Source organism: Ruminococcus sp. BSD2780120874_150323_B10 (assembly GCF_015553695.1).
GTDB lineage: Bacteria > Bacillota > Clostridia > Oscillospirales > Acutalibacteraceae > Ruminococcoides > Ruminococcoides intestinale_A.
The window spans coordinates 1-25,779 of the sequence record NZ_JADNHD010000006.1 but is presented as its reverse complement, the minus strand read 5'-3'; the positions used below and the strand labels follow the sequence as shown (position 1 = coordinate 25,779).

Genomic DNA, 25,779 nt, shown 5'->3' with positions numbered 1-25,779 from the left:
ATACCATAAAACAACGAATATGTATATAACAGTGAAAAAAATCAACATAAAATTTTATCCCTTGTTTTTGTAGATTTTTGACAAGTACATTGGTACTACTGACAATTTAACTCCTGCAATATTGTATCAAACGCAAAACACCCTCTCCGCTTGGAGAGGGTGTTAGATTTACTGTGCTAAATATTGTGTATAAAAGTTAATTTCTGTAATATTTTCGATGTCAGCCTTATTCAGTCTGTAAATATTATTGCGACAACACTTTTCGCCATACTCCCAAAAAGTTTCGACCTCATAATCATATACTATCAGCTTGTTTCCGTCAAGCGCAAAGGAGTTTATTCCTGTATAATCATACCAATCCCTGGCTGTGAGCATTACAAAAAGAGCGTTATCCTTGAAAAACTCGTCGTCAAATTCCGGCGACTCCGCTTTAAACAAATCGACAAACTGTTCCTTTGATGTTATGAGAGAAATTCCTTTAACTGAATTTCTCCTCATTTCATCAACAGTCATAATGTAATTCTCCGGTGTGTAGATTGTTTCATATTCAATAATATCGCCTTTAGAGTTACCGTTATAGTCATAGACATAATAGCGCATAGGAATGTTTTTATATGAGCTGTCTGTTTTTTGATAGCAAGTATATTCCGTACCGGCAACCATTTTCTGCAATTCTGTAATGTCATTTACATTAAAAGCGCCGTCACCGTCAAAGTCGATATGCTCAAGAGCAGTGCCCGAAATTGTACCATTTCCGCCAAGCTGTAACTGTAATGCAGTAATGTCTGATACACTTGCTACACCGTCTGCGTTGTAATCGCCGATTTTTGTAAAAGTAAAGCTTTCATTATCCGCCGCAAATGCAGGTGTTACTGCCGTTGCTCCCATACACAGCGCAAGTGCAGTTGATACTAATATTTTTGATTTTTTCATAGTCCTGCCTCCTTTTTCATTAATTTAATAAAATCATACCATAAAACAACGAATATGTATATAACAGTGAAAAAAATCAACATAAAATTTTATCCCTTGTTTTTGTAGATTTTTGACAAGTGCATTGGTACTACTGACAATTTTTCAAAATTCATTTTCTTTTTTTAAAATATTATTTACCTTGACTAAATAAAGTGTTACAATATATAAGTTATAGTATATGCAAAAGCATAACTAATCGGTAACGCCCTGTCTTTAAAAGGGCAAACACAATTTTATGGAGGTTTAATTCTTATGCTTATGACAGCTTTACAAACAAAAGCAAAAAAGCTGCCCGAAAAGCCTGCGGTTGAGCAAAAGGGATTTAAGGCATTTTTAAAGAAAAACATTTACATTATAATTGCCTTTTTCCTGCCGTTTGTTCTTATGACCATAGGCTTTGCGATAATGGAGGTTTCTCCGTTTGGCGACAAGCAAATTCTTGTTACTGACCTTTGGCACCAGTATTATCCGTTTTTGGTAGATTTTCAGGATAAGCTTAAGCACGGCGAATCACTGTTCTGGTCTTGGACGCAGGGCGGCGGCGTAAATTACTTTTCGCTTATGTCATACTACCTTGCAGGCCCTATGAACTTCTTGTGCGTATTTATTCCGTCACAGTGGCTTAGGGAATTTCTTATGTTCAGCGTTTGTGCAAAGGTTGCCTTTGCAGGCTGCTTTACTGCGATTTTCCTGCGCTCGGTTTTCAAAAAGAACGATTTTTCTCTCGTTGTGTTCGGTACAACTTTTTCGTTCTGCGCATTCTTTATGGGCTACTATTGGAACACAATATGGCTTGACACGGTCTGCATTACTCCGCTTGTGGCACTCGGAATCGTTAAACTCCTTACAGAGGGCAAATTCAGACTGCTTACAATTACTCTTGCGGTTTCTTTGCTTTCAAACTACTACATAGGTTTGTTTACCTGTATTTTCGTTCTTCTTATTTTCATTGCATACAGCATTGTTAAGTGGGACGGCTTTAAAAGCTTTTTTACAAAACTTGCAAAAACCGCACTTTTCTCATTACTTGCAATCGGTATGACGGCATTCTTCCTGTTGCCTGCGTTCTTTGCCCTGCAAAACACCCACGCAACCTCGAGCACATTCCCGTCTACATACGCAATTAACATAGGCTCTACAAACGACCTTTTGGGTACGCTTGAGGCTATGAAAAAGATTTTCTCAAATCTTCTTACATTCATAACTCCGGCAACAAAAGAGGCTGACGCCCTGCCTAACATTGCCTGCGGTACAGTTTCTTTGGTACTCGGCATCGTATTCCTTACATCTAAGAAAATCACACTTAAGGAAAAAATCGTTGACGGCTGTCTTGTTCTCTTTATGATGTTAAGCTGCGTTATCCGTCAGCTCGACTACATTTGGCACGGCTTCCACTTTACAAATATGATTCCTTACCGTTTCAGCTATCTTATCAGCTTTGTAATTGTGGTTATGGCTTACAGAGCATTTATGCTGATTGACTTTACCACCTGTTGGGATGTAATTTTGGCGGTGCTCTTCTCGGCAGTTATCATTCTGATTGCCATTGATACACAGGAAACATACGCTATCGTGGGTACAGCCGTTATTGCGGCACTCGTATGCATTGTGCTTTTCCTCTATACAAAAAGAATTATTCCAAAGCAGGTGCTTTTGATTATACTTGCGGTCATAGTCGTGGGCGAAAGCGGCGCTACCGCATACATCGGTGTTAAAACCACAACCGTAACGGGCACATTCGATTACCCTCGAGGTGAGGAAAACACAGCCTCTGTAATTGAATATATGGATAACCTCGAAAAAGATACCAAGGAAATGTGGCGTGCCGAAATGACAAGCACACAAACCCTCAATGACGGTTCACTCAACGGCTATAACGGACTTTCAATGTTCAACTCAATGGCTAACGAAGATATGACCGTATTCTTTGAGAACTTCGGTATGATGGGCTGGCAGAGCGGCAACCGTTACACATATGCCGAAAGCTCGCCTGTAACAAACACATTTATGAACCTTAAGTATCTGATTTCAAGAGAGGGTACTTACAAAAACAGTTATGACCTTACAAATACCTACCAGTCGGGCGGCATAACCTTGCTCAAAAACGAACATTACATTCCTATGGGCTTTATGGTTAATTCCGACTTGCTCAAGTGGCAGGTAAACAAAAACGAGGACCAGTTTAACCCGTTTGACCAGCAAAACGAGTTCTTTAAACTTGCAACAGGCGTAAACGAAAATGTATATACACAGCTTGAGGTTGTTTCGCAGGGACACACAGACTACTCACAGTTCCCCGTAAATAAACTTTCTTACGGCAACTACAGCTACAACTGTACCGATACAACCACAACACCGCACCTTAAGTGGAACTACACAGCGCCGTACTCGGGATATGTGTATGTTTATGCCGACATTGACGGTAAAGACGATGTTTCATTTATGATAAACGACGATTCGACAAATACGCAAACTCTCGGAATGGGCAGACCGTACATTGCTTGCGGCGGATATGTAAACGAGGGTGATAAAATCTCTGTTTATGCCGAACTTCCGCAGGGACAGGCAGGCAGTGCGCATGTGTATGTAAATATGCTCGACCAAAATGTTTATGAACAGGGATACGCGCAGATAAGCAAAGATGTTATGACAACAACCGAGCTTACAGGCTCATCTATGAAGGGCACAATAAACGCAAGCGAGGACGGACTTTTCTACACCTCTGTTCCTTATGAAGAGGGCGGCTGGACCGCATATGTTGACGGCAGAGAAGCTGAAATTACACCTGTCGGCAATGCGCTTATAGCATTCAACCTCAACAAAGGCGAGCACAGCATAGAGCTTGTGTATTATCCAAAGGGATTTAAGCCGGGCGCTGTTGCAACGGCGGTATGCCTTGCAGGATTTGTGGCAATTTGCGTTTATGTTTACATTATTAAAAAGAAAAAGGGCGGAACCACAGCGGAAGAAATCACCCCTACCCCACCGCCTGCAAAAACTAAAAAAGCAAAAACCCAAAACATTAATACTTGATTTGATAAAAAGGCAGTTTCGTAAATTTGAAACTGCCTTTTTGCGTGTATTTTGGCGGTTCTCTATCAAAAGTTGGGGTAAATTGTGGTTTGGCGGAGTGTCGGTCGGGCATTGAAATTTAGCTAACGCTAAATTATCCTCCCAAAAACAAAAAAAGTTTACTCAATTTTTTCAAAAATTGCGGGTTTGGGCAGCGCCCATAAAATCTTCCGATATAACAATTCTTCGGTCGCAAACAGCGACGCTGTTTGCGTGCTAAAACTAAGTTTGCTAAAACAGGCGACAGCCATTAAAAAAGCCTATATTTTATTAATGAAATAACGAATTTCTTTTCTTATTGCTATCGCATTTATGGGCTTTCGCCGTTGCGTTCAAGCCGCCAAACAGCGAGCTGTTCGCCTATCGTTAGCTTGCATAAACGGAAAGTATTTGTGGGCTTTGCCCACACCCACGACCTTTGAAAAGGTCGACCAAACTTTTATAATTGATTGGCAAATCAATTTGCTAAACCATAATTTATTATTGTTACCCCAACATTTAGAACAAAACCATTTTGGCTTATAAATATAACATTATAGATTTAATAATTTAAAAATTCAGTTCAAGTCTTTTTAAAGGTTGACTAAACTTTTATGATTGCACGGTAAAGTATTTTCCAAATACATAATTTAAAGAACAAAAGAACGGTCTGCAGTCTGCAAACCGTTCTTTAAGATTTGGTATAAATAAAATTTGTAGTTTTAATTAATAAGCAAGGCTCAATCTTCTGTCTGTTTCATTAATAATAAATGCGCAACTGAGCGGCGGAATTGTTAATTTTTCGTTTTCGAGCTTTGTATCTAAAATAGGTGTACCGTCTGCATATCCCGGCGGTGGGTCCAGAATTCTTTCTTCATTGCTTGCATTAAACGCACAATAAAGCGATGACTTGCTGTCAAGACGGATATAGCTCAGAAAATTTTTGTCAGCCGTAACCTTTACAAAATCACCGTCCCAAAGCGGTGAGCAGGACTTTCTTAAATTACCGAGAGCCTTATGCCACTCGATAAGTTCCTTATCCTCTCTGCCCCACGGATAACAGCAACGGTTGAACGGGTCACGATAGCCCTCAAGACCTGCCTCATCACCGTAATATACGCACGGGAAACCCGGTAAAGTATACTGCATACCTACGGCAAGCTTTAAAAGTGCTGTACCACGCTTACGCTGGTCGTAGCTTAACTTTTGATTTGCCTGCCACTGACGATCTCTGCCGTTGAGCGGCTCGCCTGCAATAACTGTAAGCGCACGCTCTGTATCGTGAGTTGAAAGTGAGTTCATAAGAACACGGAGAACCGGACGAGGATAGTTCTCTATAACACTCATAATCTGGTTCATAACATATTTTGCGTCTGCACCACGGCAGAAATCAAGGATTGCATTTCTGAAAACATAGTTCATAACCGAGTCAAGCTCTTCGCCGAGCAAGAACTTTCTTCTTGCGCCATAGCTCTCTTTGTTACTTGCGTCTTCCCACACTTCGCCTACAATAAAGCCCTCGGGATCTTCTTCCTTTACCGCTTTACGCAGATTTTCCATAAACTCGTCGGGAAGTTCATCGGCAACATCAAGACGCCAGCCCGAATTTCCGTAACGCATATAGGTTCTTACGATACCGTCTTTGCCGTTGATATATTCATTGAACTTCGGGTCGGTTTCGTTTACCTCCGGCAAGGTGTAAAATCCCCACCATGAGTGGTAATCATTCGGCCAATTGTTAAACTTATACCAGCTGTAATACGGAGAATTTTGATCTCTGTAAGCGCCTGTATTCTCGCCGTATCTGCCGTTTCTGTTAAAATACTTACTGTCAGAACCTGTATGAGAGTAAACACCATCGTTAATTACATGGATTCCTCTCTTTTTAGCCTCTGCACAAAGATTTATGAAATCCTCGTTTGTACCGAGGATAGGGTCAACCTTTGAATAGTCGCCTGTATCGTAACGGTGGTTTGAGTATGCCTCACTGATAGGATTAAGATAAATACAACTTACACCCAACTCCTCAAGGTAGTCGAGTTTTTGAGTAATACCCTTTAAATCGCCCATAAAGAAATCGCTGTTTGTAATTTCGCCGTTCTCGTTAGGCCACCACTGTGGGAGTGCATACCAATCGGTATTACGCTGAAAATCTGTACGGGTAAGGTTCTTTTCTTCACCGCTGAAATTAAATCTGTCAGGCAAAATCTGATACATTACACCGCCAACAGGCCACTTTGGAGTTGTAAAACCCTTTTTGTAGCAGGTAAGCTGCCAACTTCTGCCCGGTGAAGTTTCTATGGTGCTGATATTATACGGATCAGACGGTACAATATATCTGAGACCGTATTTTGTTTGAAGTTTAAAGCCATACCAGTACAGACCGATTTTGTTAGGAGTAAAGTCAGCCTCCCAGATTTCAGTAGCGTCATCAAATGTGCCGCACCAGAAAAAGCCGAAGTATTCCCAGTTGTAATCGTAGTCATACTTTACTGCCAAATCCGCTCTCTGAGTGTGGAGATCTCTTGGCAAAAGTATTCTTAAATGTATGGTCGTTCCCTCTTCTACCGCACCGAAAGGTGTACGATAGTAAATTTTTTGTGAATCAAAAGGAACTGGCATATAATCACTTCCCTGTAAAATAATATTCCGCAAAAGGCTTTTTGATATGTAATATTAATAAACTGTTATTAATTACTATCAAAAAAAGCAATATTATCATTAGTAAAACAATGCGAAATCGACAAAACTCTACCGTTTTGTCGCACATACTATATATTAACACAAGAGTTAGCAGTTTACAATATAATTGACAAAAAACAACAAAAAACCGACATATAAGGATAATTATATCAAAATTAGATTACAACTTTAACATAATTCTTTAATAACGCATCTTTTTATATTATAATTTAGTGTGGATTATAATTTATTGTAAAAAACTCTGTTATTTTGCAGGCAGAGTCTGAATATGGAGAGGTGCTGTAATGAATACTAAAAGAAAAGTCAGCGTGCAGATTGAGGGCAGGAGCTATGCGCTGATTACTGCAGATGACGAAAAATATGTGCAAGGCGTTGCCGATGATGTTATAGCACAAATCAAGAAAATTGTAACATCAACAAATCACCTTGACACAAGAGATTGCGCTATATTGGCGGCACTTAATTTTTGCGATGACCGCAACAAGGCTTTGCGCAATAAAAAAGAGTGCATTTCAAAGGCAGATAAGATTATTCGTCAAACAAATGACCTTAATAAGCAGTGTTCGGAGTACAAAACCCGACTTGCAGAGGTTATTAACGAAAACACTGCACTTACCCGCAAATATAAAAGACTTGAAAAGGAAAACGAACAATTGAGAAACGCTCTGCAAAAGGCGGTTAATTCTGCGCAGGCAGAGGAAAACGAGGGCGAAAATGATGAGGAAAGCGATGAAATCATCCGCAAAATGCGCCAACAGCAGATCTCGCTTTTTGATTAATTATTTGATTGATTACAATAATGGTTATGGAAAATAAAATTGAAATTCTTGCGCCTGCAGGCAGCATGGACAGTGTTATTGCTGCCGTACGAAGCGGAGCAGACGCTGTTTATCTGGGCGAAAAGGAATTTTCCGCCCGTTCTTCTGCGCATAATTTTGATGAAAACGAGCTTAACGAGGCGGTTCGTTACTGCCATATTCATTCGGTAAAGGTGTATGTCACCTTAAACACAATTGTTTTTGACGATGAAATGCAAAGGCTTAAAGAGGCTGTGCTGATTGCCGCAAGAGCAGATGTTGACGCACTTATTGTACAGAATATGGGTGTCGCACGCCTTGCCCGTCAGCTTGTGCCGTCAATGCACCTGCACGCATCCACACAAATGAGCGTTCACTCGTACCTCGGTGTAAAGGCTCTTTATGAAATGGGCTTTGAACGGGTTGTGGTTTCAAGGGAAATGAGCAAAAAAGAACTTGAAAAAGCCGCCGAAATCCCCGTTGAACTCGAAGTATTTGTGCACGGTGCGCTTTGTATGTGCGTTTCGGGACAATGCTACTTCAGCGCAATGCTCGGCTCAAGGAGCGGAAACCGAGGTGCTTGCGCCCAGCCGTGCCGTCTGCCGTTTTCGGTAGGAAAGGTTAAGGACGGTCACGCACTAAGCCTTAAAGACAACAGCATTATACCATATATTACGCAGCTGCAGGAAATGGGTGTAGCCTCTGCTAAAATTGAGGGAAGAATGAAACGCCCCGAGTATGTGTCTGCCGCCGTGCGTGCCTGCAAAGAACAGCGTGACAACGGATTTATAAGCGATGATACGGCAGAAATTTTGAAAAATGTTTTTTCACGGACAGGATTTACCGACGGTTATTATACAGGCAAAACAGGCTATGAAATGTTCGGATACCGCAGAAAAAACGATGTTGTATCGGCAGACGAAAAACTTTTTTCAAAAATCCGTCAAAGCTACAAGGACGAGCTTTCCGATATTGCAATAAACGGTACATTCACGGCGAAAATCGGCGAAAATCCGACCCTTGAAATCACGGACGGAACGCATAATATAAAAGTTACTTCCGACTTTGTCTGTCAAAAAGCAGAAAAGGTTGCGCTTGACAAGACAAAATGCGAAACCCAGCTTAAAAAGACGGGCTCAACGGCATATTTTTTTGAAAGCTTGAGTATAAATACAGAGGACAGCCTCTCGTTACCGCTTTCTGTTTTGAATGCGATGCGCAGAGAGGCACTTGCTCAACTTGACGATTTAAGGGCAAAGCGGCATAACTACAAAATAAATGATATTGAAATTACAGCACCCGACACTTCCTGTGTGCCAAAAGGCAACGGAATAAGAGCAAGAATGACTACCGCAAAGTTTTCACCCGCTTTCAAAGCCTGCGAACTTATTTATGTTCCTATTTATACCGATAACGAAAAACTGAAATCGCTTATGGCTGACGGCTGCAATATAGGTGTGGAAATTCCGAGAGGACTTTTTAAAAACGAAGAAAGAATAGCAAAAAGGCTAAGCGAGGTAAAACAGCTTGGTGTAAATGACGCACTCTGCGGAAATCTTGCCGCCGTGTATATGGCAAAAAGCGAAAATATGCGTGTGCACGGAAGTTTCGGACTTAACCTTGTAAACACATATGACCTGCTCTGGGCGGAGGAATACGGACTTGAGGATGTTGAACTCAGTTTTGAACTTACTTTCGAGCGAATAAACCGCCTGGGCGGCACAATCAAGAGGGGCATTATCACCTACGGATATCTTCCTCTTATGCTTACGGTAAACTGCCCTGCAAAGAGCGAAAACATTTCTTGCAAAACTTGCAAAAACAACTCAAAAATGACGGACAGAAAGGGTGAGAAATTCCCGCTGAAATGTGACGGAATTTGTACCGAAGTGCTGAACTGTGTACCCCTTTATATACCCCAAAATGAGTTTTCAACACTTTCAACATCTTTTTATTCACTTCGTTTAACTGTTGAAAACTATGTTGAAAATGTGGAAAGTATATGCGAATTTACGCAAAATCCGATGTTAAAAGTCAAATCAACAAGAGGTTTATATCTAAGGGGTGTTAAATAGCATTGTTAAAACAATGTTAATGTTAATAACTCTGTTTAAATTGTTTAAAAGAATTAAATTAATGCCTTGTTACAAAAATTACAGGTTTTTAATATTCTAATAAAACATTATTAAAATTCAGTAAATTTTTCTTTTGCAAGGAATTTAAAAAAATCCTGCAAAACAAGATTACAAATGCAACTTAATTTGAAAGGACAGTTATGGAATTAAAGATAAAAAAAGTAAAAGATAACGCAAAAATTCCCAAAATCGCAACAAGCGGTGCCGCCGGTATGGATTTATATGCCTGCATTACCGAAAAAATCACCGTTGAGCCGCAGAAGATTGCGGTTATTCCCACGGGTATAGCAATCGAGTTGCCCAACCCGTCGGTTGCCGCATTTGTTTACGCCAGGAGCGGACTCGGCATCAAGCACGGAATCTGCCTTGCCAACGGCGTTGGCGTGATTGACAGCGACTACAGGGGCGAAATCTGCGTCGGTCTTTGCAATGTTTCGGATAAACCTTACACCGTCGAGCCGTTTGAAAGAGTGGCACAAATGGTGATTGCACCTGTAATCGTCCCAACCGTTACAGAAGTCAGCGAACTTTCCGATACAGAGCGTGGCGAGGGCGGTTTCGGCTCTACAGGCACAAAATAATAAAATAAAAACCTGCTCTCATCTATTTTAAAGCAAGAGCAGAATTTAAGGAGGATATTTATGTCAGATTTTAAGAAAATTAATCCGTCAGACATCAACGAAAGCATTTTTGACCTTATCGGCAAGGATTGGGCGCTTGTAACAAGCGGAAATTCCGATAAATTTAACACAATGACAATCAGCTGGGGCGGCGCAGGCATTATGTGGGGCAAGCCTGTTGCGTTTACATTTATTCGTCCGCAGAGATATACATTTGAATTTATTGAGAATAACGATTACTACACAATGAGCTTTTTTGACGAAAAATACCGTGACGCACTCAAGCTTTGCGGTTCAAAGAGCGGCAGAGATATTGACAAAGTTGCCGAAACAGGTCTTACACCTGCTTTTACAGAGGACGGTATTCCATACTTTGCAGAGGCTAAACTTGTACTTGTATGTAAAAAGATGTACGCACAATTTTTGAACGGCGAAAGCATTGTTGATAACGACGCTGTAGATAAGTGGTACGACAACGACTTCCATAAAATGTATATCAGCGAAATCGTTGAGGTTTTGACAAAATAATATAATTATTTGCAATAATTAATCTATAAGCAACAGGCAGGTGTAATAGTACATCTGCCTGTTGTTTTATGTTGTATTTACAGTCAATAAAATGCTCTGCCGAGCCTTTAAAAAGGCTTGACCTAAATTTAAATTTTTTAATCTAAACCTAATCGCATAATTCACCCAAAAATTGAAAAGCACCGTGCTGATGATTACACGGTGCTTTCCTGTTCTTAAAAAAATGAGGGGTACAATTACGGGCCGAGTGCCCGTATTGAGGAGGGTAGAACAATATACTCGGCGGTTGCGGTTCCGCCTTTTGAGTACAGTTATATTAAACTATATTTATTTGAAAATCATGTGAAGTCAATATGAAAACCTATTGAAAAAAATATTTTTCAAAACATAAAACAAATGTTTGATTTTTCAGAGAAAATATGTTATAATATTATAGGCCGTAAATAGTTTGTTACAAATCGGCACTTTTGCAATTTGTGAGGTTACTATGAAACCATTAAGCAAGAGCCAGCAGGCTATATTTAATTTTTTAAAACAGTGTGCGGATGAAGGCAGAACTCCGTCTGTGCGTGAAATATGCGAGGCTACGGGGTTAAAATCAACTTCAACGGTTCATCATCACCTAAGCACACTCGAAGAAAAAGGACTTATTGAGCGTGAGCACGGTTTAAACCGCTGCATACGCATCGCAGGTGAAGAGCGCAGTGTAAATGTCCCTCTTGTGGGCAGTGTTGCGGCAGGTTATCCTATCCTTGCCGTTGAAGAAATCGAAACATACATACCTATTCCCGAAAGTCTTAGCCGTGGCAGAGAACTTTTTGCACTGCATGTAAAAGGCGAAAGTATGATAAAAGCAGGTATTTTTGACGGTGACATTGTAATTGTAAACCGCACACCTGTTGCGTCCAACGGCGAAATAGTAGTTGCCCTTATCGGCGACGAGGCAACGGTTAAACGATTTTATAAGGAAAACGGTCATTTCAGATTACAGCCTGAAAATGACGATTTTGAACCGATTATCGCAGATGAAGTCGCTATTCTGGGTAAAGTTATTTCATTAATCAGATATTTTTAATTTGCCCCCAAACAGCAAAATAAAAAATGTTTACTAACAAAAATTCCGATACATTAAGGTTTAGCGGAATCCTTTGTCAAGCAATTATAAAAGGTGGTGGGTGTGGGCAAGCCCACAAATACTTTCCGTTTATGCAATCTGACGATAGGTGCTGTAAAAAACAGTATATCAAAAAACCGAGATTCACGAAAAAGTGAGCCTCGGTGATTTTTTTGCTTGCATTCTTGAAATTGTATAAAAATATGATATGAAAATATGAAAAATGTTAAAAAACATTTAAAATTTGGGCATAACTCGAAAAGGTGCAAAACCAAGCACCTTTAATGTAGAAAACTTTTTAGTTTTATGTACCTTGTTGATATGGCTTTTCGTTGATAGTAAATTATATCACAAAAATGACTGCATTCCTACCTTTCGGTTAGAATGTAGTCATTTTTTATTTGGGCTGTTTTTTACAGCTCCTTTAAATGCCGTTTAAAATCGTTTAATTTGCGTTTTAATGAATTGGTGGTGTAACTTTACATTTTAAATAATAAAGCTGATATAAAGCAAATAAAGTAAAGTCAAATGTTATTGTGTTTCTGATAAAGTATTTCATCGCAAATTGCAATAGTAAGTTGAAACAATTTTTAACTCATAGGCTTTGTCAAGAAAAGTGTGTAAGTTTTTTAAAAATCATAAAAACGCATATTGTTAAATGAAGATGAAACAATAAAAAAGAATATCCATAGAAACGATTTCGTAGTAGAATTAAGTTACCACAACAAAAATCCGAAAGGAAACCGTCACTATGGATCCACTTAAGTTTATTTTCTGTACCGTCGGCGCTGTTTACGGAAAATCTTGTTGCGCCAATCATACAATCCTTTGAAAAATTACCGTATGTGCTCGGGTTACTGCTTTTATTGGTTTCATTATCCCGGGTGAGCACACTGTCAAGCGGAGTGAGAGCTGAAGTTTCGGTAATGTAAATTTTTCTCGGATTCTGCATTCTCATATAAAGGTCAAAGCAAAGGTAATCAACACCGGGAGTTGCCTGCGACCAATCGACATCCTCGTCGGGCTGTGCCGACTTATTCATAGCATACCTGCTTATTCTCCGCAGAAATATATGCCGATAATTCCCGTTGACTGTATTCTTCTGTTTTGAGAAACAGTTACCTTACAATCAGCCGTTTCTTTGATTTTACCTGCAATCTCGTCGGCAACCTCACTTCCAACACCTGCAAAGCTGATAAATACAGGCTGTCCCTCAACACCGCCGAATGAAGAAACAGTGTCGCCGATAGCTACATCGTATCTTGTAACGCCTGCATAAAGTTTTAAGAGTTTTGCGGAACCGTGGGTGTACATTGTGAGTGTAATACCCTTTGGTGTGGGCGCAATCATAATTGCTCTGATTGCCGCTGTTGCCGATACAAGGTGGTCGGCAAAGTCTGTTCTGCCCTCAGATGCGTATTTTTCGGCAAGCATTGCCATAAGTCCTACCGAACCTGCCGCATAAGCCGCCTCGAATACCTCTTTTTTCTTCTTAAAGAGCTTATTTTCGCCCTTTGCCTCTGCAATTTTTTCTTTTGCTGTTTTTTCAGCCTGATGAACTTCGTCTTTAGCTTTCTTTTTAACATCAGCTATAGTATCGTTCATCTTCTTGGTAGTTTCTTTTTCAAAATCAGCCATTCTCTTTTCGGATTCTTTGGTAATGGTCTTGATTTCTTTGGCGTGGTTATCGTTAAGTTCTTTTACATTCTTAGCGTTTTCCGCTTTAATATCGGCAATCTGCTTTTCGTAATTCTTAATCTGCGAGGTGTAATCCGCTTTCATGGAAGTAAGCTGTCCCTCGTAATCGGATTTCAAATTAGCTGTTGCGGTTGCGTTTTCTTTATTAATAGTATCAATTCTGTTTTCATAATCGCTCTTAAGCTGTGCAACCTCGTTGCTGTGGTTAGTATTTAACTCGGCAATCTTATTTGCATTATCTGTGTTGAGCTTTGTAACATATTCGTTGTGAGCGGTCTGTGCGTCGTCAAATTCTTTCTGCTTTGCACTAAGTCGGTTTGCAAAATTTTCTTCCGCAATTCTTGTTTTCTCGGCAAAGTCGGCATTCATCTGCTCTACCTGCTTTGCGTGACTTTCTCTTTCGTTTTCAAGAGCAGCGATTTTGCCCTCCTGTGTCTTTATAATGTTTGCCTGCTCCTCAATCTTTTGCTTTTGCTCTGCGATTTTCTGCTTAAGTTCCGTAATCTCCGCAGTAAGTTTTTCAATTTCTTCTTTGCGCACTGCCTCTGTCTGTGCCTCAAGTACCATTTCTTTTACCTTTTCGGGGCGGTCAGACTCTTCTTTGGCAAGGGCATTTTCTTCTTCGTACTTTTCCTGCAGCATTTTTCTAAGTGCGGGGTTAGTGGTAATCGACATCATAAAATGCTGAAATTCCATAGCAAGATATACATCTTCCTTGTTCTCGTCAGTCATCTTACCGTTGTACTCTTCGCCTACGAGTTCAAAGCCCTGCTTTTTGTATGTATCAAGGAAGCTCCACAACTCTACTGCCTTTTTAAAGTTAGGGTTTTCCTTGAGCAGGTTAGTCTGTGTGAGCGGCGGTTTTACCTGCGGTTCTTTTGAAATCTCTTTCATAAGCGGAGTTGCAAGACACTCGTTAAGTCCCTGACGAATTCTGCGGATACGGTCAAAATCTGAAAGCGACTCAATATCCTCTATATCAAGGTCTTCTGCAAGTGATTCGTGGTCTTCGTTTACATAATTAACGCTGAAATCAAGCTTTTGCTGATTAAGCTCAAGGTGACGGTTCATTGTTATATTATTGTAAGAATCGTTAGATACATCTTTCATTTTTGAATATTTGTCATCAACAAACATAAGCGCCTTGTGAATAAGTGTCAAAAGCACACGATTTTCGTAAATAGCAAAACCCTCCTCACGCTCAACCGTAAGAATTTTCTTTGCCTTTTTAATGCGAACAACATTTTCTGCCTGTTTGATAAATCTGCGCTGTTCGTCAATTGCTTTTTGAATATACGGCAGGGTTTCTTCGATTGCGATAACCCAATCCATATCAATTACTTTTTCATTAGTTTTGCCGAATATAGAATCTTTGCCCTCGTCCCCGTCTTTGAGAGCCTCTTCTATATAATTGTGAGTAAAATCCGATTTCAGCATATCCTGCATATACTTGTAAGATCTGTAATACTTACTAAAATCCACCATTTTAGACACTCCTTATAATTTTATTTTAGCGTAACAAAAGCCATTATATATAGTTTATCAGCAAAAATGAACAATGTCAATAAATCAGCTAAAGGGCAAACAAAGTTCGCCCTTATTTTGCAAATTATACAAGCTTTTTGAGCATCTTTAAGTAGTCTTTACATTCGTTCATATTCTCTTCACCGAACAGCTCATCAAGATAAGCGAGCAAGCCGTCAATTTCATCTCTTATATAAGAGAGATTAAGCGCCTCAAACTTTCTGAAAACTTTGCGGGCAAGAACATAATCAAGTCCGTCGATTTCTGTACCGTAGTTTTCCATACCTACTTTCAGCTGTGCGCTTACGGAAATGCTTAAATTGAGGTTATCTACACCGGCAAAAGTATTTACGCTGAATCACGCAACCGTTGTGGTAACCATAGAGAGCAAAGTGATGACAGTTATAAAGATTATCAAGCGTTTACGCTTATGACGGGAGATATTTTCGGCCATCATACGCTCAACAGCTTTACCCAAAAAACTCATCACGCACTCCCCCTCTCTTGTAATTTTCCGCATTCACAAAACAGTTTGTTTGTAAACATTACTACATTTTTTCTATAAGCCACTATATTATTTTAATACTTTTGGCACACCATTTCAACGGAAATATCAATATTAGAATAACTTTTGTATAGTTGCACTAACAAAACAGCAAAAGTTCGGTATTTTGAATAGTTTATATTTTTACGGATTATATCTTTTTATTATTCTATCCGTTTATAAATGACAATAAAAACAAAAAAACTTCCTTGTAAAAAGGAAGTTTTTTTGATAAGATATAAAAAAAGACAAAAATTGAATTTTTCTGAGATTTTAAATAAATATTATAAATCTTTAATCAATGTGAATTTTATATTCACATTATATCTTGTGATAAAGAAGATTTAATTTTGTTTCTGCACGATTTTGTACTCGTCATAGAGCCTGAAATAATGACATTGTTCGGTATTGCCTGTCAAAAACTTTTCCATTTCGTCTTCATCAAGACTCAAAGAACAGTAGTCACCGTACTCGTCATCTTCCACAAAATATGTGCATTGGTCACAACGATCAGCCATTGTTGTCACCGTCCCTTAAAAAGCCGTACTTATCATAGGTATATTCTTTATAGTTGTCTATCTGCTCAAAAACCTCTTGTTCGGTATTTGCTACGGTAAAGAGTTTAAGACAATCGTCACTCATAAAGCACTCTGATACGGACTTTTTCATCATATTTATGAGTGAATCGTAATATCCGTTTACATTGTACATAACAATCGGCTTTCTGTGCTGACTAAGCTGCTTGAGAGTAAGCACTTCAAAAAATTCTTCAAAAGTGCCGATACCGCCTGCGCAAATTACAAAAGCGTCCGCACGGTCTTCCATTACACCTTTACGCTCACGCATTGTGTCCGTAAAAACAAGTTCTGTGCACTTGTCGTAAAGAACATTGTCTTTCTTGAAAAATTCAGGCGCTACACCTATAAGTTCACCTTTTTCAGAGGTTACGCCCCTTGCGGTCGCACCCATTACACCGTATTTTCCTGCGCCGTAAATTACGGCGTCGCCACGGTTTGCAATCGCTCTGCCCAGACTTTCGGCGGTATCTATATAAATTTTCTCTATCTGCTCGCTTGAAGCACCGAATACGCAAATTTTCATTTTATTTATCCTTTCATAATATAAAATCTTAAAAACAATTATAAGCAATATAAGGTTTATTTTCTGACCTTATTATACAATATTAAAATATAAAGTCAACATACATCTTGTAAAGGAAGTGTTTTTTTATGGCTGAGTCGTCTGCCAAATTAAAGAAAAAACAAGTTGATCCCTTAAAACGAACGGTATTCAGTCTTGCACTGCCGATATTTTTTCAGTCACTGCTCGGACTTTCGCTCGGCTACATTGACACTATTATGCTGTCAAACTACAATGACATTGCAGTCGGTGCAATAGGCAATGCAAACTCTATTCTCGGATTTTTAAACCTTGCGTTCAACATTATATCGAGTGCAACGGGCGTTATTGTAAGCCAATACCTCGGCGCAAAGCAATTTGAAAAAATGAATAAAATCTACACGGTTGCAATTTCATTTAACCTTGCGCTAAGCGTGGTAATAAGTCTTATTGTATTTTTGTTCAGCGAACCCCTACTTATTATTATGCAGGTACCTGCCGAAATGATACCTGACGCCAATATGTATATGAAAATAGTCGGCGGTACAATATTTACACAGGCAGTCTTCAATGCTTTTTCAGCAATATTTATGAGCCACGGCAAAACGGGATTCGGAATGTTTGTATCCCTCGGTATGAATATTGTAAATATCGTGGGTAACTACTGTTTCCTTTACGGCCCGCTTTCTTTTCTTGACCTTGGCACAGAAGGTGTTGCGATTTCTACATGCTTAAGCCGTATTTTTGCGCTTGTAGCCGCAATTATTTACTTCTATAAGGTTATTCAAGGCAGACTCGGTATTAAATACCTCCGTCCGTTCCCTATAAATATTCTTAAAGAATTGTTAAAACTCGGAATCCCGACCGCAGGCGAAAACATAAGCTATAACTTTTCACAGCTTGTGCTGCAGGCACTTATCAACACAATGGGAATGGTCGCAATTAACGCACGAATTTACGCAAATATGATGTGTACTTTTACATATATGTTTGCTTATTCCGCTGCCATTGCAACGCAGATAATTGTAGGACACAGCGTTGGCGCAAACGACTACGACTTTGCATATAAAAGAGTTATGAAAACGCTAAGAATCGGTATGATAGTTTCGATTTCCATTGCCGTTATTAACTGGCTTGTATCGGGATATACTTTCAAAGCATTTTCAGACGATATGGCAGTTGTCGAGCTTGCTTCAAATATGATGTTCATTTCGATTTTCCTTGAAATAGGCAGAACAACAAACATTGTAATCATTAACTCCATGAAAGCCGCAGGCGATGTAAAATTCCCGACAATACTTGCAATCTTCTCAATGTGGGGCATAAGCGTACTGCTTGCGTATGTGCTCGGAATTGTAATGAATATGGGACTTGCAGGCGTATGGATAGGTATGGCGTGCGATGAAATATTCAGAGGAATTATTGTGTTTATCCGTTGGCAGAGAGGCACTTGGAGAGGCAAAAGAATCGTATCTTCCGCCGCATAAGTTATATTTAAAATTGTATATTATAATCAGTCCTGTAAGGCTTTAATGCTTTGCAGGACTTTTTGTATGATTTTTTGGATTTTTATTAAAGGTTGACCAAACTTTCAGAACAAAACCTTATTATTTAACTAAACCCACTCTTAGGCAAATCCTGATAACCAAACAAAAAGTATTGACAAACAATTTTGTTTCTTATTATAATAAACAGGCAGAAAATTCTGAATATATCAAAAATAAGGAATATAGGAATAATATGAACGAATTTAAATTTTACGGTGAAGAAAACACGGAAAACGATGATGCCGTGCAGTTACGGGAACAACAGGCAGAAAAAGAGGCAGAAAAAGAAAGAAAATACAAAAAACACTCTGTTTTGGACAACACGGCTTTATTTCTGTTTATCGTGTTAATTGCGGAAAATACGATACTCTTTGCAACAAGAATATTTTTCCAAGAAGAAATGTATGCAAAAGCTATGCCTTTTTTTATGGAACTGTTTATACTTGTTCTGGGCGCAGGCATTTTTTCGGCATACAGATATATTTACCACTCGCTCACAATAAATAATATGAAAGCAATAATCATTACAGAGGCTGTTCTGATAGTCGGCGAATTTATTGTATACAGCTTTTGCGTCCCCGTACTGCTGTGGTTTTTGATTGCTTTAAGCGTCGCTTTCATTATATATGCGGTAAAGTATTTGAATTGCAATATATTTATACGGCTTGCTATGTGCCTTGTGCCTATTACAGTGCTTTTGGTGTGCAATATCATTTGTTTAAGAAGTTTTGAATTTACTCCACGGTATGTTTATATATCAACTTCGGGTTATAGCGACAAAACAAACGATGAAAGTAACTTTTATTATAAAGAACCAATCAACACAGTATATGCTGATGCTATTGACAAATATGTGTACTCCGACGACTTGAAGGACAACGCAATAGACGAAATAATAAACCTTACAGATGCGGTTTCCGGTACATTAATGGGAATACGCAGTACCAAAGATACATATGACAGCTTAAACTATTTAAATGAGATATACAGCAAAGTTATGCCTATGGGTGATGTAATTAATGTTGACAACAGATATAACGACGAATTTTTTAAAAAATATTCGTTATACTTATGTGCGGTAGAGTTAGACAACAAAGACGATACCGTGGTATGTACAAATATGTACTACTCCGAAAGATATACAAGCCCCCACATAACTTACTGCCGCAGTAAAGAAAACAGCGAAGATAACGAAAAAGCCGTATGCATTATTATTTATGAAGTGCCCGTTGATGTTGAAGCAAAAGTTTATACAAAACTCGGAGGCTTTTCGGAGAAAACCGCACAAATCAGATACCGCTGACACAACGGTGTGCATAAATTATTGCAACGATATTGACTTTTACAGCAGATAATAATAAAATTAATATGTTGAGGAAAAACCGCCTCAAAATTAAATTTGGAGTAATTTTGCAATGAAAAAAATTTTTACTAAGTCGATTATAACCACACTTGTATGTTCAATGCTTGTCATAACTGCGGCCGGTTGTTCAAACGGCACAAATGCCGAATCGAGTAGCAGTACACCGACAGAAACTCAAGCGACACAGGCACAGACAACCGCACCCGAAGAAGTGAATTTCAGCCTTGATGCTCTGCATGCACCGCTGGAAAATCCGGCAGACCCATTTGCCGGATATTGGAGAATAGCGGAAGGCGCAGGCTCTAAACTTGAAAGTTTTACTTTTTTGTTTAACGGTAAAGGCGGAGCATCAATTATTGTGGGAAATATGGGATATTGCGGAAAATATTCGGTCGGCACTGACGAAAGTACAGGCGAAGAAACCTTTAAATGTCAGCTTATGTTCGGCATTAACGGCGAGTATTCATATACAGTTGCCGAGGACGGCAAAAAAATTACAATTACAAATAACGGTGAAGATTCAGTGCTTGAAAAGGTGGATAATCCGACCTTTGTTCCAAGCGCACCGGAAAATCCGCAGATAGACGAAAAACTTGTAGGCGCATGGGACAGCGGAACAGGACTTTACTATTACTTTGGCGAGGACGGCAGAATGTACTGCAACTCCTACGGCACAACATTTACATATTTCACATACAATACAAAACTCAATAAGGTGACAGCCGTTTATGATATGGACGGCGAGCAGACAGACACATATGATTATACCTTTGACGGCAATGACCTTGTGTTTGACGGAATGAAATATACACAAATAACACCTGAAAAAATGCTCTCTGCAATACAGTCATATTGATAATCGAATATTTAAAGACCGCTATTTTGATGATAGCGGTCTTTTTGTATGTTTATTAAATTACAGTTTTTGAAAAGCATCAAAATTCCTGCCAAACAATTATAATAGTTTGGTCAACCTTTTCAAAGGCTTGACCTAAATTTTTAAATTTATTAGTTTGACTATTCGCTAAACCAAACTCACACCAATCTGAAAGTAATACTCGGGAAATTATCTTCCCCGCCGCAATTGCCGTTATTGTAAGAAATTCTGATTTTTTCGCTTTGAACACTTCCGTCCGTAAACTGCACGCTTACATCAATCTCTGCCCCGTCAACAATTTTTGAAAGTATGCTGTTATTTATATTTTCCATCTTTGTTTCAAGAGCATTTTCCTCATCTGTAACTTGATTTTCTCCGTCATCACTCATACAATTTTTCGCTCTCATACTTAAAAGTTCACTGTCAAGTCGGTAATATTCGTCTGCCCAATTGTCAATTTCACTGTCTGTTCTGTCGGTTTCAACCATAAGATTTATCGCTTTATCAAGTTTTATCTCCTGTTCGTTTTCACTCGGGTTTTTTACCGTAAATGTAAATCCGTCACAAAACTCCCCATATAAACCGTCCGAATGTTCTTTAAATTCCGCTTTTGTATATTGTGAATTATCAAGACTTCCGTAATTTGAAAAATCTCCGATTTCGGCTATACCGTCATAATAATTATAACTATTGCCGTCTTCTGCATCTTCCGAATTTTCATTATCGTTTATATATGAATTTATAAGAAAATAAATTCCTTTTTGTTTTGAATTAAATGTCACGCTCTCAATATTTTTTCCGCTGATTTTAAGGTTTGTAAGTTCAAAATCATTAAAATAATCGGTTTTTCCCTGTGCGTTTCGATAAATCGTGTCATCATTATTAAAATCTTTCAATAAATATTGACTTCCGTTGACCGACGAAAATACACCTATTTCAGACTTGTCCTCAATTTCGGCGGCGTTTGCCGTTATTGTAAAAATATTTTTATTTGAGGAAATTCGCTCTGTATTCGGTTTAAAAAATCCTGCATATATTGCAACAAATACAAACACTGCGGCTATTGCTGCCGCTGTTCCTGTTTTCAAATTGAAAACTTTGTGCGATACATTGTTTTGTTTATATTGTTTTTCGGTATCACGCATTACTTTTATCAATTCAGCTTTCTGCTTTTCGCTAAGTTTAATATTTTTCACATTATTTTTATATACTTCCGCATTAAAATCTTTTTTATCAGTCATATGATTGCTCCCTTTCAATAATTTCTCTAAGTTGTTTTCTGCCCCTTGCAAGTCTTGATTTAACCGTTGATTGTGTTACATTCAGTATTTTTGAAATCTCACTGATTTTTAAATCTTCATAATAAAACAAATAAATCGCAACGCTGTACTTTGGCGGCAATTGCATAACGAATTGAAAAATTGCTTTATCAAAAGTATTATCCGACACACCCTGTTCTCTTGCCTCGGCAAGCGGTACGCAATGGCGAACATATGCCGATGTTTTGCAGCTTTTGGCACAATTTACGGCAACACGCAAAAGCCATGCTTTCAGATGACTGCGGTCTTTGATTTTATGTTTGTTTTTAATTAATCTTATAAAAACTTCCTGACACACATCAAATGCGTCAGCACTGTTTTTTGTTATGTTCAAAGCCACCCTGTAAATCGTATCGGAATATTCATTTACGACATCTGTAACAAAATCATCGTTGTTTAAATCATTCATTATTTCACCACCTTTGTATATAACACTTTTTTAATTATAAAAAGGTTGCAAGAATATTTTTATTTTAATGGGAATTTATTGAAAGTTGGGAAAATTATGGTTTAACACAGTGTTTAAGGCAAATAATTTAAAAATTCAGGTCAAGCCTTTTCAAAGGTTGACCAAACTTTTATAATTTTTACGAAATACTCTGCTAAACCCTAATTATTAACTTTATTCCAAAATTCAAACAGACCATTTAAACTCCATACAAAAATAATCACCACCCCTAACAGGTGATGATTAAAAATTATTATAAAATTTGTTAGTTATATTGCAGCTTTTAATTTTGGGATACAGATTCATCAAGAACGGTTTTATCATATTCTTTTTCCGATATTACAGAACCGTCGCTGTTACAAAACCTTAATACCACAATCGGATTTTCTTCCATTACATTGCCTACAAGCTGCTCCATCAACGGCTTTACGGTCGATTTCATTTCTTCAAACTTTTCGTCAAACGCTTTCTTTATCTGCGGCAATGCCTCATCGCCTACAGTTTCAAGATATTTGTACTCGTAAACAAATTTGTTATCCTCCGCATAGCAATCAAAATCATACATACACTCATATGATTTTTTCATACTGCCTATGGCCTTTTGGGTTTCTTCTGCGTTTATATAGTCCTCTATGCTCGCAAAACTTTTTTCATCACCGCTGTTCTGTGCGGATATTTGCGTAGTTTCGGTTTTACTGCTTTTTGTTTCAGAATTATTTGTGCAGGCAACAAATATCAATGCTGTAGCAATGCAAATGAATATTGCAAAAAATCGTTTCATAAAAAACTCCCTGTTGTTTTATAATATTTTCATTTTATCATAAAAAGTTATATAAAACAACAATCACCACCCATAAAAGGTGGTGAGCTGACAACTTTTCACTTATACCGATTTCTCATCGCTTGAATTAACATCTGATGTTGTTTTCTCAAGAATTGACTTATCAAATGATTTTTCTGTGATTACAGAACCGTCATTATTTACATACTTTACAGAAATAATCGGATTTTCAATATCTACATACTCTAAAAGTTCTTCCATAAGATCAGATAAAGTAGAATCCATATCTTCAAAAGTATCATCAAGTATATTCTTCACATTTTCAAGCTTATCATCGGAAATCTGCTTTGTAAACTTATATTCATATATGAGTGCATCTCCGTCAGCATAACAATCAAAATCATAAAGAGTTGTTGAAAGGGTGCTTTTCATAGTTTCAATAGATTTTTTCGTATTTGGATATTCAAGATATTTCTGAATATTCGCAAACATTTTAGAATCATCTTTGTTAGACTCTGCCTGCGAACTCTCATCGTTTGATACTATACTATTAACAATTGCTGCACTGCTTTCAACATTATCGCCTTTGTTACTGCCTGTACATGCTGTAGCAGATACTATCATAACAGCACAAATAACCACCGCAAAAAATTTTTTCATTTAATATACTCTCCTCTTTTTTGTCGTTTATTAACAACATATTTTGTATTATTATAACATAAAACCAAATAATTGCAATAAAAACACACATTTTACAAACCGCTAAGCAATATTTTTAAAGTATAACTATATCATACAAAATTGTATATTTTTTATTGGTAATAATGATATGTAGATTTTGATACTATTATAATGTACAAACAAATTTTATTGTGTTTGCCAAACAATTATAAAAGTTTGGTCAACATTTTCAAAGGTTGTAGGTATTGGCAAAGCCCACAAATACTTTTTACTAACGCTGTTGTGTTCTAGCCGGCAAACAGCGAGGCAGTTTGCGTCAGATAAAGTATATAATATCGGAAGATATTATGAACCCGCAAGCCTTTTAAAAAGGCTTGACCTAAATTTGTTAATTACTTAACTTAAACAGTACGATAAAAAACCTTTATAAACGATCTAAATTAAAAGCCGAACACAAAATCTGTGCTCGGCTTAATGCATTCAAAAATCAATCATATTCTATTGTATAACTTTCTGTATTTCCGGTAATCTTTACGGTATGCTCTTTATTATCCGCATCTTTTACTTTAACTTATGCCTTTCCGTCGGCAAGGTCATCAGTAATATCAATGCTATAATTAAGATCGGCAATTTCAAGGTAAACTCTTCCGTCTTTGCTCACTAAGTTTGCATCAACACTTTCGCTATATTTGACTTTATCGTCACCAACCAAATCGGTTTTTACAATTTCGTTGCTTTGATCGTCAACCGTAACAACAAGGATGGTTTCAAACAAGCTTTCGCCTGTTGCTGCATAAACTACAGCGTTACTTGCCACAAGCAAAATTACGGCGGCTGCAACAATATAAATCACCTTACGAACAGCGTGTGTCTTTTTATTAGTTTTTTCTTTATTCATAGCCTGCACCTTTCTTAAGAGCTCATCAGATGCGTGAATATCATCAAATGTGCTCTTGTAAAATTCTTTATTATTTTTAAATTTGTTCATCATTCCACGCCTCCTTTAATTGTACCCTTAGCTTTTTTCTTGCTCTCATAAGTCGGGTTTGCACATTGGTTTCGGAAATGCCGAGTATTCGGGAAATTTCCCGTACACTGTAGTCCTCATAATAATATAAATGCAAGACTATACTGTATTTTTGTGGAAGTGACATTACTTCGGCAAAGAGCTCGGATTTTTCATTTTCAATATATACCGGCTCTTTTTCAAGCTCCTCAAAAGAAGATATTTTTTTGTTCCACGGAGATTTCCAAATATTTTTACATTCATTTACCGCAACCCTGATAAGCCATCTTCGGATATGATCTTCGTTTTCAAAATCTATATCAGATTTTAACAGCTTTAAAAAGGTATTCTGAACAGCGTCTTCCGCATCGCTTTTGTTTTTGCAAATATTTATTGCACTGCGATACACAATATCAATGTATTGCTCAGATATCCGATTAAATTCGTTGTCAGTCATACCTTTCCTCCTTATGAAATTTTTACTACGAAAGACCTTTCAATATATGAACAATTTAAATGGCAAAAATATCACAAAGTAAATAAAAAATTTTTGTTTAGCACACAAGTTAAGCTAAATAATTAAAAAATTTAGGTCAAGCCTTTTTAAAGGCTTGCGGGTTTGGCTATTGTTAGATTGCGTTAGCAAAAAGTATTTGTGGGTTTGCCCACACACCCACGACCTTTGAAAAGGTCGACCAAACTTTTATAATTGCTTGACAAAGCAGTATGCTAAACCATAATTTATTATTGTTATCCAGCATTAAAAATAGACCTTACACAAACTTTCACGCACAAAAGGCAAACAAAAAAGCACTACCGAAGTAGTGCTGTAATCTCAAAACTCACCTTAAAGGTGTATATTAAAGGGAGTACCCTGAAAACTGAATAAAGATTAAGCAAAGTGAGAAGCAATATTGTAAATACTTTAATAAGCTGACCAAAAGACTCT

The 25,779-nt window shown here is 37.9% G+C and carries 23 protein-coding genes; 9 read left to right on the top strand and 14 right to left on the bottom strand.

The window, feature by feature from the left end; translation table 11 throughout:
* Positions 1–168 precede the first annotated feature (168 nt).
* Positions 169–933 carry a dockerin type I repeat-containing protein gene (locus I2E21_RS05235; RefSeq protein ID WP_195410634.1) on the bottom strand — a complete coding sequence of 255 codons (765 nt, stop codon included), beginning with the start codon at positions 931–933 and terminating at the stop codon, positions 169–171.
* 294 nt (positions 934–1,227) lie between these two features.
* On the opposite strand from I2E21_RS05235, the gene I2E21_RS05230 reads away from it, so the two are divergent.
* Positions 1,228–4,008 carry a YfhO family protein gene (locus tag I2E21_RS05230; RefSeq protein ID WP_195410633.1) on the top strand — a complete coding sequence of 927 codons (2,781 nt, stop codon included), beginning with the start codon at positions 1,228–1,230 and terminating at the stop codon, positions 4,006–4,008.
* A gap of 744 nt (positions 4,009–4,752) precedes the next feature.
* Here the strand turns inward: I2E21_RS05230 and I2E21_RS05225 are convergent.
* Complete coding sequence (locus I2E21_RS05225) at positions 4,753–6,648, bottom strand: glycoside hydrolase family 13 protein (protein ID WP_195410632.1); 1,896 nt, start codon at positions 6,646–6,648, stop codon at positions 4,753–4,755.
* Positions 6,649–7,013: 365 nt separating this feature from the next.
* On the opposite strand from I2E21_RS05225, the gene zapA reads away from it, so the two are divergent.
* The 5 genes from zapA to lexA all read left to right on the top strand — a co-directional run bounded on the left by zapA (position 7,014) and on the right by lexA (position 11,884).
* Positions 7,014–7,508, top strand: a complete 495-nt coding sequence (gene zapA, locus I2E21_RS05220) for a cell division protein ZapA (RefSeq protein ID WP_195410631.1) — start codon at positions 7,014–7,016, stop codon at positions 7,506–7,508.
* Between the two features lie 26 nt (positions 7,509–7,534).
* Positions 7,535–9,601 carry a U32 family peptidase gene (locus I2E21_RS05215; protein WP_195410630.1) on the top strand — a complete coding sequence of 689 codons (2,067 nt, stop codon included), beginning with the start codon at positions 7,535–7,537 and terminating at the stop codon, positions 9,599–9,601.
* Positions 9,602–9,801: 200 nt separating this feature from the next.
* Entirely contained in the window at positions 9,802–10,242 is a 441-nt protein-coding gene (dut, locus tag I2E21_RS05210; RefSeq protein WP_022234248.1) for a dUTP diphosphatase, read from the top strand.
* A 60-nt stretch (positions 10,243–10,302) separates the two neighbouring features.
* Positions 10,303–10,809 (top strand): flavin reductase, encoded by a 507-nt coding sequence (locus I2E21_RS05205; RefSeq protein WP_195410629.1) that lies wholly within the window; start codon positions 10,303–10,305, stop codon positions 10,807–10,809.
* Positions 10,810–11,296: 487 nt separating this feature from the next.
* The gene (gene lexA, locus I2E21_RS05200; protein ID WP_195410628.1) at positions 11,297–11,884 is read left to right on the top strand and encodes a transcriptional repressor LexA; all 588 of its coding nucleotides are present in this window, start codon (positions 11,297–11,299) and stop codon (positions 11,882–11,884) included.
* A gap of 646 nt (positions 11,885–12,530) precedes the next feature.
* Here lexA and I2E21_RS05195 read toward each other — a convergent pair.
* From I2E21_RS05195 to I2E21_RS05175, 6 genes are all read right to left on the bottom strand, one after another.
* Positions 12,531–12,965 carry a hypothetical protein gene (locus tag I2E21_RS05195; protein ID WP_195410627.1) on the bottom strand — a complete coding sequence of 145 codons (435 nt, stop codon included), beginning with the start codon at positions 12,963–12,965 and terminating at the stop codon, positions 12,531–12,533.
* A gap of 11 nt (positions 12,966–12,976) precedes the next feature.
* Positions 12,977–15,106, bottom strand: coding sequence for a hypothetical protein (locus tag I2E21_RS05190; RefSeq protein ID WP_195410626.1), 2,130 nt, complete (start codon positions 15,104–15,106; stop codon positions 12,977–12,979).
* A 124-nt stretch (positions 15,107–15,230) separates the two neighbouring features.
* A complete protein-coding gene (locus I2E21_RS05185; RefSeq protein WP_186935618.1) occupies positions 15,231–15,428 on the bottom strand; it encodes a hypothetical protein in 198 nt (65 codons plus the stop codon).
* A gap of 75 nt (positions 15,429–15,503) precedes the next feature.
* Positions 15,504–15,632: a hypothetical protein gene (locus I2E21_RS12450; RefSeq protein ID WP_279287584.1), complete on the bottom strand. Its 129-nt coding sequence runs from the start codon at positions 15,630–15,632 to the stop codon at positions 15,504–15,506.
* A gap of 401 nt (positions 15,633–16,033) precedes the next feature.
* Entirely contained in the window at positions 16,034–16,207 is a 174-nt protein-coding gene (locus tag I2E21_RS05180) for a DUF6472 family protein (protein WP_022234144.1), read from the bottom strand.
* Positions 16,200–16,790: a TIGR00730 family Rossman fold protein gene (locus I2E21_RS05175; RefSeq protein ID WP_195410625.1), complete on the bottom strand. Its 591-nt coding sequence runs from the start codon at positions 16,788–16,790 to the stop codon at positions 16,200–16,202. Before I2E21_RS05175 ends, I2E21_RS05180 begins: the two co-directional genes overlap by 8 nt.
* 128 nt (positions 16,791–16,918) lie before the next feature.
* Here I2E21_RS05175 and I2E21_RS05170 point away from each other — a divergent pair, with 128 nt between their 5' ends.
* The 3 genes from I2E21_RS05170 (at position 16,919) to I2E21_RS05160 (ending at position 20,574) form a co-directional block, all read left to right on the top strand.
* On the top strand, positions 16,919–18,295 hold the full coding sequence (locus tag I2E21_RS05170) for an MATE family efflux transporter (RefSeq protein WP_195410624.1): 1,377 nt from the start codon (positions 16,919–16,921) through the stop codon (positions 18,293–18,295).
* Between the two features lie 253 nt (positions 18,296–18,548).
* Positions 18,549–19,658: a hypothetical protein gene (locus I2E21_RS05165; RefSeq protein WP_195410623.1), complete on the top strand. Its 1,110-nt coding sequence runs from the start codon at positions 18,549–18,551 to the stop codon at positions 19,656–19,658.
* A 112-nt stretch (positions 19,659–19,770) separates the two neighbouring features.
* Positions 19,771–20,574, top strand: a complete 804-nt coding sequence (locus I2E21_RS05160; protein WP_195410622.1) for a hypothetical protein — start codon at positions 19,771–19,773, stop codon at positions 20,572–20,574.
* A 179-nt stretch (positions 20,575–20,753) separates the two neighbouring features.
* On the opposite strand, the gene I2E21_RS05155 is transcribed toward I2E21_RS05160, so the two are convergent.
* The 6 genes from I2E21_RS05155 to I2E21_RS05130 all read right to left on the bottom strand — a co-directional run bounded on the left by I2E21_RS05155 (position 20,754) and on the right by I2E21_RS05130 (position 25,287).
* Entirely contained in the window at positions 20,754–21,836 is a 1,083-nt protein-coding gene (locus tag I2E21_RS05155) for a hypothetical protein (RefSeq protein ID WP_195410621.1), read from the bottom strand.
* The gene (locus I2E21_RS05150; RefSeq protein ID WP_022234138.1) at positions 21,829–22,323 is read right to left on the bottom strand and encodes an RNA polymerase sigma factor; all 495 of its coding nucleotides are present in this window, start codon (positions 22,321–22,323) and stop codon (positions 21,829–21,831) included. Before I2E21_RS05150 ends, I2E21_RS05155 begins: the two co-directional genes overlap by 8 nt.
* A 322-nt stretch (positions 22,324–22,645) precedes the next feature.
* A complete protein-coding gene (locus I2E21_RS05145) occupies positions 22,646–23,143 on the bottom strand; it encodes a DUF4854 domain-containing protein (protein WP_195410620.1) in 498 nt (165 codons plus the stop codon).
* A 102-nt stretch (positions 23,144–23,245) separates the two neighbouring features.
* Positions 23,246–23,803, bottom strand: a complete 558-nt coding sequence (locus I2E21_RS05140; RefSeq protein ID WP_195410619.1) for a DUF4854 domain-containing protein — start codon at positions 23,801–23,803, stop codon at positions 23,246–23,248.
* Positions 23,804–24,395: 592 nt separating this feature from the next.
* Complete coding sequence (locus I2E21_RS05135; protein ID WP_207735308.1) at positions 24,396–24,812, bottom strand: hypothetical protein; 417 nt, start codon at positions 24,810–24,812, stop codon at positions 24,396–24,398.
* Positions 24,799–25,287: an RNA polymerase sigma factor gene (locus I2E21_RS05130; RefSeq protein WP_195410617.1), complete on the bottom strand. Its 489-nt coding sequence runs from the start codon at positions 25,285–25,287 to the stop codon at positions 24,799–24,801. The genes I2E21_RS05135 and I2E21_RS05130 overlap by 14 nt, the downstream gene beginning before the upstream one ends.
* Between the last annotated feature and the right edge of the window lie 492 nt (positions 25,288–25,779).

Coding starts and splice junctions, on each gene's coding strand:
- dut (WP_022234248.1), top strand. CDS start 9,802: ATGGAATTAAAGATAAAAAAAGTAAAAGATAACGCAAAAATTCCCAAA.
- I2E21_RS05190 (WP_195410626.1), bottom strand. CDS start 15,106: ATGGTGGATTTTAGTAAGTATTACAGATCTTACAAGTATATGCAGGAT.
- I2E21_RS05225 (WP_195410632.1), bottom strand. CDS start 6,648: ATGCCAGTTCCTTTTGATTCACAAAAAATTTACTATCGTACACCTTTC.
- I2E21_RS05230 (WP_195410633.1), top strand. CDS start 1,228: ATGCTTATGACAGCTTTACAAACAAAAGCAAAAAAGCTGCCCGAAAAG.
- I2E21_RS05155 (WP_195410621.1), bottom strand. CDS start 21,836: ATGACTGATAAAAAAGATTTTAATGCGGAAGTATATAAAAATAATGTG.
- I2E21_RS05185 (WP_186935618.1), bottom strand. CDS start 15,428: ATGGAAAACTACGGTACAGAAATCGACGGACTTGATTATGTTCTTGCC.
- I2E21_RS05215 (WP_195410630.1), top strand. CDS start 7,535: ATGGAAAATAAAATTGAAATTCTTGCGCCTGCAGGCAGCATGGACAGT.
- I2E21_RS05175 (WP_195410625.1), bottom strand. CDS start 16,790: ATGAAAATTTGCGTATTCGGTGCTTCAAGCGAGCAGATAGAGAAAATT.
- I2E21_RS05180 (WP_022234144.1), bottom strand. CDS start 16,207: ATGGCTGATCGTTGTGACCAATGCACATATTTTGTGGAAGATGACGAG.
- I2E21_RS05145 (WP_195410620.1), bottom strand. CDS start 23,143: ATGAAACGATTTTTTGCAATATTCATTTGCATTGCTACAGCATTGATA.
- I2E21_RS05170 (WP_195410624.1), top strand. CDS start 16,919: ATGGCTGAGTCGTCTGCCAAATTAAAGAAAAAACAAGTTGATCCCTTA.
- I2E21_RS05135 (WP_207735308.1), bottom strand. CDS start 24,812: ATGAACAAATTTAAAAATAATAAAGAATTTTACAAGAGCACATTTGAT.
- I2E21_RS05195 (WP_195410627.1), bottom strand. CDS start 12,965: ATGAATAAGTCGGCACAGCCCGACGAGGATGTCGATTGGTCGCAGGCA.
- I2E21_RS05205 (WP_195410629.1), top strand. CDS start 10,303: ATGTCAGATTTTAAGAAAATTAATCCGTCAGACATCAACGAAAGCATT.
- I2E21_RS05130 (WP_195410617.1), bottom strand. CDS start 25,287: ATGACTGACAACGAATTTAATCGGATATCTGAGCAATACATTGATATT.
- I2E21_RS12450 (WP_279287584.1), bottom strand. CDS start 15,632: ATGAGTTTTTTGGGTAAAGCTGTTGAGCGTATGATGGCCGAAAATATC.
- I2E21_RS05150 (WP_022234138.1), bottom strand. CDS start 22,323: ATGAATGATTTAAACAACGATGATTTTGTTACAGATGTCGTAAATGAA.
- lexA (WP_195410628.1), top strand. CDS start 11,297: ATGAAACCATTAAGCAAGAGCCAGCAGGCTATATTTAATTTTTTAAAA.
- I2E21_RS05235 (WP_195410634.1), bottom strand. CDS start 933: ATGAAAAAATCAAAAATATTAGTATCAACTGCACTTGCGCTGTGTATG.
- I2E21_RS05160 (WP_195410622.1), top strand. CDS start 19,771: ATGAAAAAAATTTTTACTAAGTCGATTATAACCACACTTGTATGTTCA.
- I2E21_RS05140 (WP_195410619.1), bottom strand. CDS start 23,803: ATGAAAAAATTTTTTGCGGTGGTTATTTGTGCTGTTATGATAGTATCT.
- I2E21_RS05165 (WP_195410623.1), top strand. CDS start 18,549: ATGAACGAATTTAAATTTTACGGTGAAGAAAACACGGAAAACGATGAT.
- zapA (WP_195410631.1), top strand. CDS start 7,014: ATGAATACTAAAAGAAAAGTCAGCGTGCAGATTGAGGGCAGGAGCTAT.